Source organism: Sinorhizobium chiapasense (genome assembly GCF_036488675.1).
In the GTDB taxonomy this organism is placed as follows: domain Bacteria; phylum Pseudomonadota; class Alphaproteobacteria; order Rhizobiales; family Rhizobiaceae; genus Sinorhizobium; species Sinorhizobium chiapasense.
Window position 1 is genome coordinate 617,710 of record NZ_CP133152.1, and the last position, 14,486, is coordinate 632,195.

Sequence of the window (14,486 nt, forward strand, 5' to 3'; positions counted from 1 at the left end):
CAATGCGCCGCGCATTCGGTGGGAGGAGAGCAATGCCCAAGGCGGCCGATGTTCGGTAGTCTGGCGCGGCACCTGATCGACATTCGTCTGCAACCCGTCGCGATATCGAGGAGCAACCGCCACCTCGGCCGTCGCATCGGTTAGAGCGCGGCAGCCATCACAAGGAGGACTAGGCTGATCAAGCCGAATGCCGCCCGTGCGACATGGGAGAACTCCCACCGATCACGCAGATAGGTCCAATCCGGATTGCCGGAATCGCCAGGATCGCGCGAAGCGGCCAGCGAGAAGAAGCCGGCGCTCACGCCCTTCAATTCGACATCCTTGAGCCAGAAATTGTTCACCGGATGGGTCAGGATCCAATAGGTCGCCTGCATGGCCAATAGAGCGATGAAGGCAGAGGCGATCAGCCAGAAAGCCTGCGTGGCGGGAGGCGTCAAGAGCAGGAGAATGGCGCTGAACAACAGGCCGAGAGGCTCGGCCGCACCTCCTATGGTGAAGCCGGGATAGTAGATCGGTTGAACAGCGAGATACTGTTCCTTGGCCAATCTGAGCTTGCCGGGCAATTCGAGCGCATGCGCGAGCGCCAGCGCCATGGCAATAGCCACGACGATGATCGTCAGAACCTGCAAGGCAAGAAACATGGTCGAACCCTATTTCGCTAAAGGGTCGAACGCTTCAGCCCATGTTCGGTTCCCATGCCCTTAACCGCTGAAAAGCTCAAAAGTGGGTGTAATCGCCCTTTCCCCGGCGCAGGTGGCCGAAACGGAAGCTGCCCGATGCGGCCGCACGCACCATCATCATTTCGCCGACCGTCTCATGGGTCATGAGACCGACAAGATGGTCCGAACCGTCGACCACCGCAACGGCGGGAGAACTTGTCTGCTGCATCAGTTTCAGACTCTCTTCGAGGCGCTTGCGATAGTGGATCCGCGGGATGTCGTGGCGCATCGCGCTGACGACCGGCGTTTCGGCCCCTCTTTCCTTCAGAGTACGGATCATGTCGTCGCGCGTCAGCAGGCCCTCGAAGCGGCCGGTGGCGTCGACGACGGGGAACTCGCGTTGCGTCGTTGCAAGCAGCATCTCGATCGCCTCGTCGATCGTCGCCGAGCGGTCGAGCCTTGCGAATTCGGTGACCATGACGTCGGCGATGAGGACACTACCGGAGACGGCGCGGATATGCGCGTTCTGTGCTTCGGCCGTCGCGGCCAGATAGACGAAGATCGCGATGAAGATCAGCAGCGGATTATAGAACAGGCCGATGAAACCAAAAACGAAGGCAAGGCCTTGGCCGATTGCCGCGGCGATCTCCGTCGCCCTTGCCCAAGTGAGACGCGAGGCGAGGGCTGCGCGCAGCACGCGGCCCCCGTCCATCGGAAACGCCGGAATCATATTGAAAAGCACAAGAAAGACGTTGACCCCGGCAAGCCTTGCGAGAAAGCTCCTTCCGGGATCTTCGACCTCGGCCATCTGCTCCATGCCGACCGAGCCGCCGAGCGCAAGAAAGATGAGCCCAGCGATAACGACATTGACGAGGGGACCGGCTATGGCGATCACAAACTCCTCGCGAGGTTCCTCGGGCATGCGTTCGAGCCGGGCCACGCCGCCGATCGGTAGCAGCGTGATATCCGGTGTGTTGATTCCGTAATAGCGCGCCGCGGCGACATGCCCGAATTCGTGCAGCACGACGCAGACGAAGACGGCAATGATGAAGAGGATGCCTTCCCAAGCGGCAGGCGCGCCGCCGATCCGGTAATGCATCAGCCATATCCAAACAAGCAGGAGCGCAAAAGTGACATGCAGCCGTATCGCCGTTCCAGCGATCGTTCCAATCCTGAGAGACCAACCCATGCGCGTCTCGCTCCCGCGTCCTGTTGTCGGTAAGCAGCGATAAACTCACCCGTCGACCGAGGTGCCGACGACGCTATGATAGTCGATCACCCCGGCTTCGCCATGGCGAAGTGCCACAGCGACGGTCTGGCCGTTTAAAAAGTGTTCAATAGGCCCGCGGCGGCACGAACAAACAAATTGTCTTGCTGTGCTCCTCGCCCGCTGCGGAGCACCAATGGTAGAACCCGTCAGGTGAGATGCGCACCCTCCCGTCGGTGTAGGGAAGCACTTCGCCGGTCGCCTTGATGATATAGCCTTGCGGACGTTCGCTTATTGCCGTCTGGGTGACCTGCCGACAATCCAAATTTGAACAGCAGGAGTTTGGATACTTCCATCCGCTAGGGGCGTCATGGGCAAAGGCGGTCGTTGACAAGCCGAAAAGGGCAGGGACGAGGAAAATTCCGCGCATCGCGATCTCCTTTCAGGACGGCTCCGACTGGGAGATGGGCCGAAGCCGACAATTGACCTAAGTCTCCAAACGCCGAAATTGCGGAAATGATCCGTTTGCGGCCGTCGGCAGTTTCAAATTCGGGCGATAATCACGCCAGCCGAAGGAGTGTCTGCGGTTACTCAGCGCTGCGGGACGAGGAACGCATCGCTCTCGCCCTCGACAAGTTCCATGGGCCAGACCTTGTTTGCAGGCGCGTCCGGATAGTGATCTTTGAAGGCCGGCATGGCGGAAAGCAGGGTTTCCGCCAACGCGATGCCGAGATCGCGAAGTGACAGGCGGAAGCAGGTGAGTGGCGGCGAGAGGAAATGCGCGTGCGGGCTGTAGCGCCCGATCACGGCGATGTCGCGCCCTGGCTTGACGCCCGCTTCGGAGAGCGCCTGGTAGAAGCCGATCGCGATCGTCTCGTTGATCAGCACGATCGCCGTCGGCGGTTCATCGAGCGCGAGAAGGTCACGAGCGATCTGGTAGCCGCCCGCTTCGTTCGGCGTTGAGCGGAAGATAAGATCCTCCTCCAGGGTTAAGCCGTGTGCCGCCAGCGCCCGGCGGCAGCGGTCGACGAAGATGTAGCCGAGGTTGATGTCGTCGTGCGGCCGCGTGATGGCGATGCGCCGATGCCCCCGGGCAACCAGCCGATCGATCGATGCCTGCGCCATGCCCTCGAAATCGAGATCGAGCCAGGGCTGGCCCGCATCCGTCAGGCTTCGGCCGAGCGTGACGAAGGGGATGTTGCGTTCGGCCAGGAATTCGATACGGGGATCGTTGCGCTGGGTTGCCGACAGGATCAGCCCGTCGGCAAAGCCGCGCGCCACGACGCGGCGCAGGTAGTCGTTTGGATCTTCCTGCGACGAGCAGAGCAGGGCGACGAGATCGAGCTTGTGCCTGGCAAAGACCGCCTGCACGCCGTCGAAAACGCTCATGAAGAATATGTCGCCTTGGCCGGTGATCTCCGTGCCGGTCTGGATCATGAAGCCGATGATATTGGTCGTGCCCTGCCGGAGGCTGCGGCCCGACTGGTTCGGGACATAACCCAGTTCGGCGGCTGCCTCGAGCACGCGCTTACGCGTCTCGTCGTTGACGTCGGGCTTGCCGTTGAGTGCTCGCGAGACCGTGCCGATGGAAATATCGAGATGTTGCGCAAGACGCCGAATTCCCTTCATCCCGAACCGTCATCCTCCGTCATTCATCCAGCCATCTCCGAATCCCTATTGACATGTTTCGGAAACTCCGCATAGTTCCGTAAACGTTTACGGTAGCCAAAACAAGGCGATATCGTAGACTTGCGGGAGGAGAAACGTGATTTTGCGCGCAGTTCTGTGCGGGTGCGGAGCTATGGCCAAAGGTTGGCTGAGGGCGATCGCCGCAAACCCCGAACTTCAATCATCGATCCGCATCGTCGGGCTCGTCGACGTGAACGTCGAGGCGGCTCGGGCGCTTGCGAAAGAGTTCGATATCGTGGACGCGATCATCGGTTCCGATCTCGATGCGGTGTTGAGCGAAACCAAACCGGATCTGCTCTTCGACATCGTCGTGCCCGCCGCCCGCCAAGAGGTGGTTGCTGTCGGCTTCAGGCATGGATGCCATGTCCTGAGCGAGAAACCAATGGCGACCTCGCTCGCCGCCGGCAGGGAGCTTATCCGCCTCGCGGGTGAGGCCGGCAAGATCCATGCCGTCGTCCAGAACCGCCGCTTTATCTCCGGCGTGCGCCGAATCCGTCGCTTCGTCGAAAGCGGCGCGATCGGCAAGCTGACCGGTCTCCATTGCGACTTCTTCATCGGCGCACATTTCGGCGGGTTCCGTGAAGAGATGGACAACGTGCTGCTGTTGGACATGGCGATCCATACCTTCGATGCTGCGCGCTTTATCGCCGACAAGACGCCACTCGCGGTTTATTGCCACGAAAGCAATCCGCGCGGCTCCTGGTACGCGCACGGTGCAGCCGCGAACGCCATCTTCGAGCTCTCGGACGACGTCACCTTCACCTATCGCGGCTCGTGGTGCGCCGAGGGCGCGAATACAAGCTGGGAGAGCCAGTGGCGGATCATCGGCACCGAGGGCACGTTGCTCTGGGATGGAGCCGAGAGCTTCCAGGCCAACAAGGTCGCCGGCAGCGACGGTTTTCTGCGCGAACTGCTCCCGATCGAGGTCCCGGAACCGGCTGATCAGGCGGAGACGCATGGCCACGCCAGCGTGATCGCAGATTTCGTCGCGGCCATCCGCTCCGGCAAGAAACCGGAAACGGCGAGCGACGACAACATCAACAGCCTTGCCATGGTTTTTGCGGCGATCGAAAGCGCCCGCACCCGGCAGCGCGTGACAATTTGAGGTATCTGATGAGCAATCCAGCCAAATCTATCCGCATCGGCACCATGGTCAGCGCTACGAAAGGCGAGGCCGCCAAACGCATCGGACAAATCGCCGACCTGGGCTTCGAAAGTATCGAGCCGTTCTTCTGGCAGACGACCAACGGGCAGGACCTCGCCGAGCTTGGTAAGCGCTGCAGGGAGGCGATCGGCGACCGCGATATCACCATCTCGACGCTCGGCATGTTCGGCAATCCGCTTGAGGAGACCGATATCGACCTGCAGACGCTGCAGGGCTGGAAGGATTGCATCGACAACGCGCACCACTTCGGCGCGACCTGCGTCGCGGGATTCACCGGGCGCATTCGCAATCGTCCGCTGACGGACAGCCTGCCGCGCTACAGAAAGATCTGGCGCGAACTCGGCCAGCGCGCCGCGGACAAGGGCGTGAGGATCGCATTTGAAAACTGCGCCATGGATGGGAACTGGGCGACGGGGGACTGGAACATCGCCCACAATCCCGATGCCTGGGAACTGATGTTCAACGAGACGCCAGACGAACACTTCGGCCTCGAATGGGAACCCTGCCACCAGATGGTCTATCTGATCGACCCTCTGCCGCAGATCCGCAAATGGGCGGCGAAGATTTTCCATGTGCATGGCAAGGACGCAACGATCCGCTGGGACGTCATCCGCGAGCACGGCATCTTCGGCAAGGAGAAATTCGTCTTCATGCGCACGCCCGGTTTCGGCGACAGCAACTGGACCGACATCATCTCGGAACTCAGGCTCGCGGGCTGGTCCGGTTCGATCGACATCGAAGGCTGGCACGACCCCGTCTATCGCGATGCACTCGAAATGACCGGCCAGGTCCACGCGCTCAACTACCTGAAAACATGCCGGGGCGGCGATTTCATCGTCGATCCGGTCTGACGCATGCCTGACCGCCGGCATGGAGGATGCCGGTCGCGGGATAAACATAGGAGGAGACTATGGATATTCGCAGATTTGCAATCCTGGGCACCGTCGCCCTCGGTACTTCGTTGGCGGCTTTCGCCGCCAGCGCCGAAGATGTGACGATCAGTGTTTGGTCGCTCGATCGAGACATTCAGCCGGCGCCGAACTTGATTAACGATTTCAACAAGCTGAATACCGGAATTAAAGTCGAATATCGCCAGATCCAGTTCGACGACGTTGTCAGCGAGGCCATGCGCGCCTATTCGACAGGACAGGCGCCCGACATCATCGCGGTCGACAATCCGGAGCACGCGCTCTTTTCGTCGCGCGGCGCGTTTCTCGACCTCACCGACATGATCGCGAAGTCATCGGTCGTCAAGGCGGAGAACTATTTCCCGGGGCCGCTCGCATCCGTGACCTGGGACGGCAAATACTATGGTATTCCCAAGGCGACCAACACGATCGCGCTCTACTACAACAAGGATATGTTCAAGGCGAAAGGCCTTGACCCGAACAAACCGCCGCAGACCTGGGACGAACTGGTGGAGACGGCGCGCAAACTGACGGACCCGGCCGCCAATGTCTACGGCCTGACTTTCTCGGCCAAGGCGAACGAAGAGGGGACGTTCCAGTTCTTGCCCTGGGCGCAGATGGCCGGCGGTAGCTATGATGCGATCAATTCGGACGGCGCCGTCAAGGCGCTCGATGTCTGGAAGAGGATCATCGACGAGAAGTTGGCGTCGCCGGATACGCTGACGCGAAGCCAATGGGATTCGACCGGCACCTTCAATTCAGGCAATGCGGCGATGGCGATCTCGGGTCCGTGGGAACTGGACCGTATGATCGAGGAAGCCAAGTTCGACTGGGGTGTCGCGCTCCTGCCGGTGCCGGAGCCGGGTGCCGAACGCTCCTCGGCCATGGGCGACTTCAACTGGGCGGTTTTTGCCAACACCGAGCACCCGGCGGAAGCCTTCAAGGTTCTGGAATATTTCGTCTCGCAGGACAACCGGATGTTCAAGGACTTCGGGCAATTGCCGGCGCGTTCCGATATCTCCATCCCGGAGACCGGCGAGCCTCTGAAGGACGCAGCCCTGAAGGTCTTCGTCGAGCAGCTGAAATATGCGAAGCCCCGTGGCCCGCATCCGGCATGGCCGAAGATCTCGAAGGCGATCCAGGATGCCATCCAGGCGGCGTTGACCGGCCAGATGAGCTCCAAGGAGGCGCTTGATCAGGCGGCCGAGAAGATCAAGGCTGTCCTCGGTTGAGAAGATGCCGCCGCTTGAAGCGGCGGCGAGCATTCACCGGCGGATCGTACATTCCGCTCCTCGTTTCCTCCCGGAGGAGGCGATCTTCGGCTTCGGTCGAGATCGCCTCAGGGGAAGGGGATCGCCATGAAGAGAATTCTATCCAGTGTCACCGACGGCAAGGGCTTCGACATCGGCCTCGTCGTGCTGCCGCTCGGCTTCCTGTTCGTCATGTCCGGCCTTCCGCTCGTCTACAATGTAGTGATGAGCTTCCAGGAGGTCGACATGTTCAGCCTTGGCAGCTTCGCGCGACCCTTCGTCGGTTTCCGCAACTATATCGACCTGTTTTCCCAGCCTGAAACCCGGCCGATTCTCTTCAATACGGCTCTGTTCGTGGTCGCTTCGATCGGCGGACAATTCGCGATCGGCTTCGGCCTCGCGCTGTTCTTCTGGACCAATTTTCCCGGCGCCTCGTGGCTGCGCGGGCTCTTCCTCGTCTCCTGGGTGATGCCGGGTCTCGTCGTTGGCGCCATCTGGAACTGGATCCTTTCGGGCGACTTCGGCGTTCTCAATTTCCTCCTGCGGGAAACGGGTGTCATCGATGGAAATATCTTCTGGCGCTCCGATCCCAATTATTCGCTCTGGGCCGTCATCATCGCCAATATCTGGCTCGGCACGTCCTTCAACATGATCCTGCTCTCCGTCGGGCTCTCGGGCATATCGAAGGATCTCTACGAGGCGGCCGAGCTCGACGGCGCCAATGCCCTCCAGCGCTTCTGGACGATCACGCTGCCGATGATGCGTTCGACGATCGGCGCCATCATCGCCCTCGGGCTGATCTTCACGCTGCAGCAGTTCGACCTCTTCGCCGCGATAACATCGGGAGGGCCGAACAACACGTCCAACGTCACGCAGTATTGGGCCTGGGACCTCTCCTTCCGCCAATACGATTTTGCCAAGGGCGCGACGATTTCGGTGATCATGATCGTCTTCGTGATGTTCGCCTCGGTCGTCTATGTGCGCTCCACCCGTCATGAGGTCAGAGGATGAGCGAGCAATTCCGCAATCGCCTGATGCTGGTTGTCGCACTCGTGCTCGCCGCCATCTATCTCTTTCCGCTCTACTGGATGTACATCACCGCGTTGAAGACCGGTTCGGCCATGTTCGCGACGCCGCCGAAGTTCTTGCCGAGCGAGCCGCAATGGGGCATCTACGCGGACGTCTGGCAAAGCCGGAACATGGGGCGCTACCTCTGGAACTCGCTGGTTATCGCCTTTGGTGCGGTTGCGCTGATCTCGGTGCTCGGCGTCGGCTGCGCCTATGTGCTCGCGCGCTATCGCAATATCTGGGTCGATGTCGGCCTGTTCCTGATCCTCATGCTGCAAGTGCTGCCGGCCTCGCTGATGATCACGCCGATCTTCGTCGGTTTCTCGCAGTTCGGGCTTCTCGACACGCCGCGCTTTGCCGTCATCCTGGCGATCGCGGCCAAGAGCATGCCGTTCTTCGTGGTGCTTGTCCGGGCGACCTTCATGAGCGTGCCGATGGAACTCGAGGAGGCGGCGCTCGTCGACGGCAATTCGCGCATCGGCGCCTTCTTCAACATCGTCCTGCCGCTGGCGCGCAACGGCATTCTGGTGAGCGCGATCCTGATCTTCATGCAGGCCTTCGGCGAGTTCGTCTATTCGAAGTCGATGATCCAGGACATTGAACTGCAACCCGCCAGCGTCGGCCTGAATTCCTTCATGGGGCCGAACACCAATGAATGGAACAACATCATGGCTTACGCCACGATCTATGTGACCCCGATTCTGGCAGTCTTCATCCTCTTGCAGCGCCGCATCGTTTCCGGCCTCACTTCGGGAGCCCTCAAATGACCCTTCAGATCGAACTCAACGGCGTCAACAAGTTCTACGGTGCCTTTCACGCGCTGAAGGACATCAATCTTGCGATAGAGGAAGGGACCTTCGTCGCCCTCGTCGGCCCGTCCGGCTGCGGCAAGTCCACCTTGCTGCGTTCGCTCGCGGGTCTTGAGAAGATCTCGACCGGCGAGATGAAGATCGCCGGCGCGCTTATGAATGATGTTCCGCCCCGCAAGCGCGATGTCGCGATGGTCTTCCAGTCCTACGCGCTCTATCCCCACATGACGGTCGAAGAGAACCTGACCTATAGCCTGCGCATCCGCGGTGTGAAGAGGGCCGAGGCGCGCAGGGCCGCAGAAGAAGTGGCGGCAACCACCGGCCTCTCGCATTTGATGAAGCGTTACCCGCGCGAACTCTCGGGCGGCCAGCGCCAACGCGTGGCGATGAGCCGCGCGATCATTCGCCACCCGAAGGCGTTCCTGTTCGACGAGCCGCTCTCCAATCTCGATGCCGCCCTTCGCGTGCATATGCGCAAGGAAATCCGCGCACTGCATGACCGGCTCAAGGCAACATCCGTCTATGTGACGCACGACCAGATCGAGGCGATGACGATGGCCGACCATGTCGTCGTCATGCGCGACGGCATCATCGAACAGCAGGGCCGACCGCTCGATCTTTATGACCGCCCTGCCAACAAATTCGTTGCGGGCTTCATAGGCTCGCCCGCGATGAACTTCATACCGGCAATCGTCGCGGAGGATGGTGGGCACATCGTCCTCGACTTCGGCAAGACGCAGGCGAAACTCGCACTTGGCAGCCGCCTTGCACCGGGCTCGTCCGTCACTGCGGGTATTCGGCCGGAGCACATCAAGGTCGTTGCCGAAGGGCAGGGTGCTTTCGACGTCCCTGTCGCCATCGTCGAGTCGACCGGCTCGGCGACTTTCATCACGTCGTCGACCAAGCCGGAGTTGACGATCGTCGAAACGGGGCGCGGCGGGGCAAGAAGCGGCGAGATCATCGGCCTTGCGATAGACCCGGCGCAATTGCATCTCTTCGACACCGCGACGGGCAAGCGGATTGAATCGGAAAACGGCCGCGTCGGCATCGAGCCGCCGCGGCACCTGCATCTTGCGGGTCATGCGAGCTAGAGCATCCCGCTTTCAAGTGGAATCACTGAAAGCGGATAAGATGCTCTAGAATCAAAGTGCTAGAGCGTCCTTTGTGCGTTCACTTGAACGCACGGCGCTCTAGGCGATAGTCAGATCAGGGCGGCCGCCTTATCGGAGGAAGCCGTCCTAACCGTTTGTCTTTTGGTGAATCTAAACGTTTTGAGTTTTATGACCCGCTCCGAAGAGATGCCTTGCCTTCCGTAAGGTTAAGCATCAGCCGTTCCTGACCCACACGGATCACGTTTTCCATCGCGCTTCGGGCGCCGTCCTCGTCGCGACGCTGGATCTCCTCGACGATGCGGATGTGCGCCATCGCGACGCGGTCGATTTCAGTATCATCGCGGATTGGGCTCGTGAGTTTGAAAACGCCGATCAACGCTGCTTCGATAAGGCTCCCCACCGTTCGCATGAAGGGGTTGAGCGAGGCTTCGAGCAAATGGAGATGGAATTCGAGGTCGGCTTGCGCCAGCGTCTGGGCGCTGTGCCCGGCATCGCCCATGGCGACGGCAAGCCGCATCATCTGGCTGATGTCCGCGTCGGACGCCCGTCGCGCCGCGAGGCCGGCGGCATAGGGCTCGAGGGCCAGTCTCACGTCGCTCAGGTGATGCAGGAAATCCTGGTCCACCCCGACATTGAAATGCCAGGAGAGGACATCGCCGTCGAACAGGTTCCAATGCGTCCGCGGCATCACGCGTGTTCCGATGCGCGCACGCGGGAAAACAAGCCCCTTCGCCGCAAGCGTCTTCATCGCTTCGCGCAGGACCGTGCGCGAGACATTGAAGCGCGCCGCAAGCTCCACGTCGCCTGGCAGTATGTCGCCAACGGCAAATTCGCCGCCGACGACCGCCTGGCCCAGCTCGTCGACGACGAGCTGGTGGCTCGTGCGCTTCCGCGGTCGTTTGGCGAAGGTTTCCGGCGCCATTCACACGGTCCTCGGCTCACTCAGGCGCGTTGTCGGGCATCGCGCGACAGATGAATGATCCCCTTCTGCAGGAGGATGAAGGCAAAGAGAAGCGCGCCGATCAGGATCTTCGTCCACCAGCTGGAGAGCGATCCGTCGAAGGTTATGTAGGTCTGGATGAGGCCCTGGATGAAGATGCCGACAAGCGTTCCGGCGACAAAGCCTGATCCGCCGGTCAGCAGCGTACCGCCGATGACGACTGCGGTGATCGCATCAAGCTCGACGCCCACCGCAGCAAGCGAATAGCCGGCCGACGTGTAAAGCGAGAAAACGATGCCGGAGAGCCCCGCGAGCAGTCCCGAGAGGGCATAGATCTTGACCGTCGTGCTCGCGACCGGAACACCCATGAGCTTCGCCGTCGCCGTGCCGCCGCCGAGCGCATAGACGTTAGTGCCGAAACGGGTCCGATGAGCGATGAGGATGCCGGCGGCAAAGACGAGCAGCATCAGGCCGCCGATGAGAGTGATCCTCCCTCCGCCTGGCAGCTTGTAATAGAGCCCTTTCAATGTTGCGTAGAACGGATGCTTGATCGGAATGGAATCGATCGACAGCACGAAGGCCATTCCGCGCGCCAGGAACATTCCGGCAAGCGTCACGATGAAGGCCGGCATTTCGAGATAATGGATGATCATCCCCATCAGCGCGCCGAACAGCGTGGTTATGGCGAGGACCAGCGCGAAGGCCACGAGCGGGTGCATGCTTGTGTGTTCCAGGACCACCGCGAGGAAGACCCCGGTGAAGGCGATGACGGAACCTACCGAGAGGTCGATGCCCCCCGAAAGAATGACGAAGGTCATGCCCACGGCTGCAATGCCGAGGAAAGCATTGTCGGTCAACAAATTGCCGATGACCCGGGTAGAGAGAATGTTCGGATATTGGGCCGCGCAAAGCGCATAACTTAATACGAAGATTAAGATCGTTGCCGTAAGCGGCAGATATTTCTGCTTCATTTCGCCTCCTGCTCTGTCGTTTTAGGTGCCCGCCGTGGGATAGCGAGGAAGGCAAAGGCGGTGCGGAAGCGCGGCGATTGGAGCACCAGGATGAAGACGATGATCGCCGCCTTGATGATGAGGTTGAACTCCGGCGGGAAACCGGAAAGCAGGATGCCGGTATTGATCGCCTGGATGATGATCGCTCCGAGCACCGACGCGGCGATGCTGAAGCGCCCGCCGAGAAGGGACGTCCCGCCGACGACGACCGCCAGAATGGCGTCGAGCTCCAGCCAGAGCCCGGCATTGTTGGCGTCAGCCCCCCTGATGTCGGCAGCAGCGATGATGCCGGCAATCGCTGCGCACAGGCCGGAAAGCATATAGGCGGCAATCAGAAGTACCGGAGTTAGAACCCCCGACAGCGTGCTTGCCTGGCGATTGACGCCGATCGCTTCGATCAGCATGCCGAGTGCGCTTTGCCGCACGAGCAGTGCCACGAGGACTCCGAAGACCAGCCACACCACGACCGGCATCGGTAAACCGACAAAGGAACCACTGCCGATGAAGATGAGGCCAGGGTCATTGAAGGTGAGGATTGCGCCCTCGGTGACGAGCTGGGCGATACCTCTCCCGGCAACCATCAGCACCAGCGTTGCAATGATCGGCTGAATATCGAGGACCGCCACGAGAAGGCCGTTCCACATGCCGCAAAGGATGCCGACTGCAACCGTGATGAGGAGCGTTTCAAAGAGGGAATGGCCGGACGTGATGAAGGATGCGGCAACCGCCCCGCAAATCGCCATGACGGCGCCAACGGAAAGATCGATGCCCTTGGTTGCGATGACGACGGTCATGCCGATCGCCAGCAACACGACCGGAGCGCCCCGGTTGAGGATGTCGATCAGGCTGCCGTAGAGGCGACCGTTCTGAATTTCCAGGTTGAGGAAACCGGGAAAGGTCATTGAAATCGCGATGAGAATAGCCGCAAGCGCAATCAGTTGCGGCAGCAAGCGGGCGAGATAGGTCCGGACGATCGATGTCACGATACCCTCCGCTCGTTGGCCGCGGCAATCGCCTCGACGATCTGATCGGCGGTAATGCGCTCTCCGCCGAGTTCGGCGACGTGGGCGCGATCGCGAAGAACAACGATCCGCGTGCTGTAGGCGACCAGTTCTTCGATCTCCGATGAAATGACGATCAGGGACATGCCTTTCTCACGCAACGATTCGATCAGTCTGACGATCTCGGCATGTGCGCCGACATCGATGCCGCGCGTCGGTTCGTCGAGGATCAGGAACTCGGGTTCGGTGGCCAGCCAGCGGGCAAGAATGGCTTTCTGCTGGTTGCCGCCGGAAAGCAGCTTGATCGGCTTTTCCCTGTCGGCCGTACGGATATCCAGGGCCTGGATATAAAGGTCGGCCAGCCGGTTCTGCTCCGCGCGCGAGATTGGCCGCGTCCAGCCGCGCCTTGCCTGCAGAGCAAGGACGATGTTCTCGCGCACAGAGAGATCGCCGACGATGCCGGCGGTCTTGCGGTCCTCTGGGCAAAAGCCGAATTTCTGGCGGATGGCGGCGCGAGGCGACGACAGTTCGACGCGGCGGCCGTCGATTTCCGCGGTGCCACTGTCGGCGCGATGGGCACCGAAGAGGACTTCCGCCGTTTCCGTGCGGCCCGAACCGAGCAAGCCGGCTATGCCAACGACCTCGCCCGCCCTGACGTCGAGATCGAAAGGAGCGATGCGTCCTCGCCGGCCATAGTTTCTGAACCGGTAGCGAGGCTCGCCTTCCGCAGCGGTAGCGTGGGCGGCGTTTATCTCTGCCGCAAGTTCCCGGCCAATCATCATCGCGATCAGATCGCGGCGGTCGAGGTCGGCCGTGCTGCGGGTTCCGACAAGCCGCCCATTCCTGAGCACCGTGATGCGGTCTGAAATTTCGTAGACCTGCTCGAGGAAGTGGGTGATAAAGATGATGCCGAGGCCACGTGCCTTGAGGCGCCGGACGATGCGAAAGAGCATCGCGACCTCATGAGCATCGAGGCTCGCAGTCGGTTCGTCGAGGATCAACACCTTGCCCGACAGGTCGACGGCGCGGGCGATGGCCACGACCTGCTGAATGGCGACCGAATAGCTTGCGAGCGCACGGGTGACGTCGAGCTCGAGTTCGTATTCCGACAGAAGTTCGCGTGCCTTGCGGTTCATCGCCCGGTTGTCGACCATGCCGAAGCGGCGCGGTTGCCGTCCGAGGAACAGGTTCTCGGCGACGCTGAGGTTCGGCAACAGGTTCACCTCCTGATAAACGGTCCCGATGCCCAATCGCTGGGCGTCGAAGGTGTCGCGCGGGTCGACTTCGACCCCGTCGAGCAGGATGCTGCCGCCATCCCGGCGGTAGGCACCGGTGAGGCATTTGATGAGCGTCGATTTGCCGGCGCCGTTCTCTCCGAGGAGCGCGTGAACTTCGCCTCGCTGGAGATGGAAGTCGACCTTGTCCAAGGCCTTGGTTCCCGGAAAACCCTTGTCGATCCGGACCGCCGAAAGAATGTTGTCGCTTGCTTGCATGGATACCGTCTCAGGAACGTCGAGACCGGGGACGAGACAATGCCGCGCCTTGGCGACACTACTCGCTCCGGTCGTGCCTTCTTTGCCGAAGGGCAGAAGCGGCCCGCAACGGATATGCCGTGCGGGCCACTACAGCACCGTGCGTCTCCTCAGACGTACAAGGATCGCTGTAGCA

General features: G+C 60.9%; 14 protein-coding genes. 6 read left to right on the forward strand and 8 right to left on the reverse strand.

Annotation, left to right across the window (positions count from 1 at the left end; genetic code table 11):
- Nucleotides 1–140: 140 nt before the first annotated feature.
- From RB548_RS27580 to RB548_RS27595, 4 genes are all read right to left on the reverse strand, one after another.
- A complete protein-coding gene (locus RB548_RS27580; protein WP_331376930.1) occupies nucleotides 141–641 on the reverse strand; it encodes a DUF1772 domain-containing protein in 501 nt (166 codons plus the stop codon).
- A 76-nt stretch (nucleotides 642–717) separates the two neighbouring features.
- Nucleotides 718–1,848, reverse strand: a complete 1,131-nt coding sequence (locus RB548_RS27585; protein WP_331376931.1) for a site-2 protease family protein — start codon at nucleotides 1,846–1,848, stop codon at nucleotides 718–720.
- 145 nt (nucleotides 1,849–1,993) lie between these two features.
- Nucleotides 1,994–2,296: a cupin domain-containing protein gene (locus RB548_RS27590; protein ID WP_331376932.1), complete on the reverse strand. Its 303-nt coding sequence runs from the start codon at nucleotides 2,294–2,296 to the stop codon at nucleotides 1,994–1,996.
- 161 nt (nucleotides 2,297–2,457) lie between these two features.
- Entirely contained in the window at nucleotides 2,458–3,495 is a 1,038-nt protein-coding gene (locus tag RB548_RS27595; RefSeq protein ID WP_331376933.1) for a substrate-binding domain-containing protein, read from the reverse strand.
- 172 nt (nucleotides 3,496–3,667) lie between these two features.
- Here RB548_RS27595 and RB548_RS27600 point away from each other — a divergent pair, with 172 nt between their 5' ends.
- The 6 genes from RB548_RS27600 (at nucleotide 3,668) to RB548_RS27625 (ending at nucleotide 9,846) form a co-directional block, all read left to right on the forward strand.
- Nucleotides 3,668–4,660, forward strand: a complete 993-nt coding sequence (locus tag RB548_RS27600) for a Gfo/Idh/MocA family protein (RefSeq protein ID WP_408642484.1) — start codon at nucleotides 3,668–3,670, stop codon at nucleotides 4,658–4,660.
- 8 nt (nucleotides 4,661–4,668) lie between these two features.
- Entirely contained in the window at nucleotides 4,669–5,571 is a 903-nt protein-coding gene (locus RB548_RS27605) for a sugar phosphate isomerase/epimerase family protein (protein ID WP_331376935.1), read from the forward strand.
- Between the two features lie 59 nt (nucleotides 5,572–5,630).
- Nucleotides 5,631–6,860 carry an ABC transporter substrate-binding protein gene (locus tag RB548_RS27610; protein ID WP_331376936.1) on the forward strand — a complete coding sequence of 410 codons (1,230 nt, stop codon included), beginning with the start codon at nucleotides 5,631–5,633 and terminating at the stop codon, nucleotides 6,858–6,860.
- 126 nt (nucleotides 6,861–6,986) lie between these two features.
- Nucleotides 6,987–7,889 (forward strand): carbohydrate ABC transporter permease, encoded by a 903-nt coding sequence (locus RB548_RS27615; protein WP_331376937.1) that lies wholly within the window; start codon nucleotides 6,987–6,989, stop codon nucleotides 7,887–7,889.
- Nucleotides 7,886–8,713, forward strand: coding sequence for a carbohydrate ABC transporter permease (locus RB548_RS27620; RefSeq protein ID WP_331376938.1), 828 nt, complete (start codon nucleotides 7,886–7,888; stop codon nucleotides 8,711–8,713). Before RB548_RS27615 ends, RB548_RS27620 begins: the two co-directional genes overlap by 4 nt.
- Entirely contained in the window at nucleotides 8,710–9,846 is a 1,137-nt protein-coding gene (locus RB548_RS27625; RefSeq protein ID WP_331376939.1) for an ABC transporter ATP-binding protein, read from the forward strand. Before RB548_RS27620 ends, RB548_RS27625 begins: the two co-directional genes overlap by 4 nt.
- Before the next feature lie 187 nt (nucleotides 9,847–10,033).
- Here the strand turns inward: RB548_RS27625 and RB548_RS27630 are convergent, their stop codons facing one another.
- The 4 genes from RB548_RS27630 to ytfR are packed head-to-tail and all read right to left on the reverse strand — an operon-like array spanning nucleotide 10,034 to nucleotide 14,311.
- Nucleotides 10,034–10,789: a FadR/GntR family transcriptional regulator gene (locus RB548_RS27630; RefSeq protein ID WP_331376940.1), complete on the reverse strand. Its 756-nt coding sequence runs from the start codon at nucleotides 10,787–10,789 to the stop codon at nucleotides 10,034–10,036.
- 20 nt (nucleotides 10,790–10,809) lie between these two features.
- Nucleotides 10,810–11,778: a galactofuranose ABC transporter, permease protein YjfF gene (gene yjfF, locus RB548_RS27635; protein ID WP_331376941.1), complete on the reverse strand. Its 969-nt coding sequence runs from the start codon at nucleotides 11,776–11,778 to the stop codon at nucleotides 10,810–10,812.
- Nucleotides 11,775–12,800, reverse strand: coding sequence for an ABC transporter permease (locus RB548_RS27640; RefSeq protein ID WP_331376942.1), 1,026 nt, complete (start codon nucleotides 12,798–12,800; stop codon nucleotides 11,775–11,777). Before RB548_RS27640 ends, yjfF begins: the two co-directional genes overlap by 4 nt.
- Complete coding sequence (gene ytfR / locus RB548_RS27645) at nucleotides 12,797–14,311, reverse strand: galactofuranose ABC transporter, ATP-binding protein YtfR (protein ID WP_331376943.1); 1,515 nt, start codon at nucleotides 14,309–14,311, stop codon at nucleotides 12,797–12,799. The genes RB548_RS27640 and ytfR overlap by 4 nt, the downstream gene beginning before the upstream one ends.
- Nucleotides 14,312–14,486: the final 175 nt, after the last annotated feature.

Excerpts from the sequence above, each read along its gene's own strand:
- yjfF (WP_331376941.1), bottom strand. The coding sequence starts at position 11,778 with ATGAAGCAGAAATATCTGCCGCTTACGGCAACGATCTTAATCTTCGTA.
- RB548_RS27630 (WP_331376940.1), bottom strand. The coding sequence starts at position 10,789 with ATGGCGCCGGAAACCTTCGCCAAACGACCGCGGAAGCGCACGAGCCAC.
- RB548_RS27580 (WP_331376930.1), bottom strand. The coding sequence starts at position 641 with ATGTTTCTTGCCTTGCAGGTTCTGACGATCATCGTCGTGGCTATTGCC.
- RB548_RS27610 (WP_331376936.1), top strand. The coding sequence starts at position 5,631 with ATGGATATTCGCAGATTTGCAATCCTGGGCACCGTCGCCCTCGGTACT.
- ytfR (WP_331376943.1), bottom strand. The coding sequence starts at position 14,311 with ATGCAAGCAAGCGACAACATTCTTTCGGCGGTCCGGATCGACAAGGGT.
- RB548_RS27585 (WP_331376931.1), bottom strand. The coding sequence starts at position 1,848 with ATGGGTTGGTCTCTCAGGATTGGAACGATCGCTGGAACGGCGATACGG.
- RB548_RS27605 (WP_331376935.1), top strand. The coding sequence starts at position 4,669 with ATGAGCAATCCAGCCAAATCTATCCGCATCGGCACCATGGTCAGCGCT.
- RB548_RS27600 (WP_408642484.1), top strand. The coding sequence starts at position 3,668 with ATGGCCAAAGGTTGGCTGAGGGCGATCGCCGCAAACCCCGAACTTCAA.
- RB548_RS27625 (WP_331376939.1), top strand. The coding sequence starts at position 8,710 with ATGACCCTTCAGATCGAACTCAACGGCGTCAACAAGTTCTACGGTGCC.
- RB548_RS27595 (WP_331376933.1), bottom strand. The coding sequence starts at position 3,495 with ATGAAGGGAATTCGGCGTCTTGCGCAACATCTCGATATTTCCATCGGC.
- RB548_RS27615 (WP_331376937.1), top strand. The coding sequence starts at position 6,987 with ATGAAGAGAATTCTATCCAGTGTCACCGACGGCAAGGGCTTCGACATC.
- RB548_RS27620 (WP_331376938.1), top strand. The coding sequence starts at position 7,886 with ATGAGCGAGCAATTCCGCAATCGCCTGATGCTGGTTGTCGCACTCGTG.
- RB548_RS27590 (WP_331376932.1), bottom strand. The coding sequence starts at position 2,296 with ATGCGCGGAATTTTCCTCGTCCCTGCCCTTTTCGGCTTGTCAACGACC.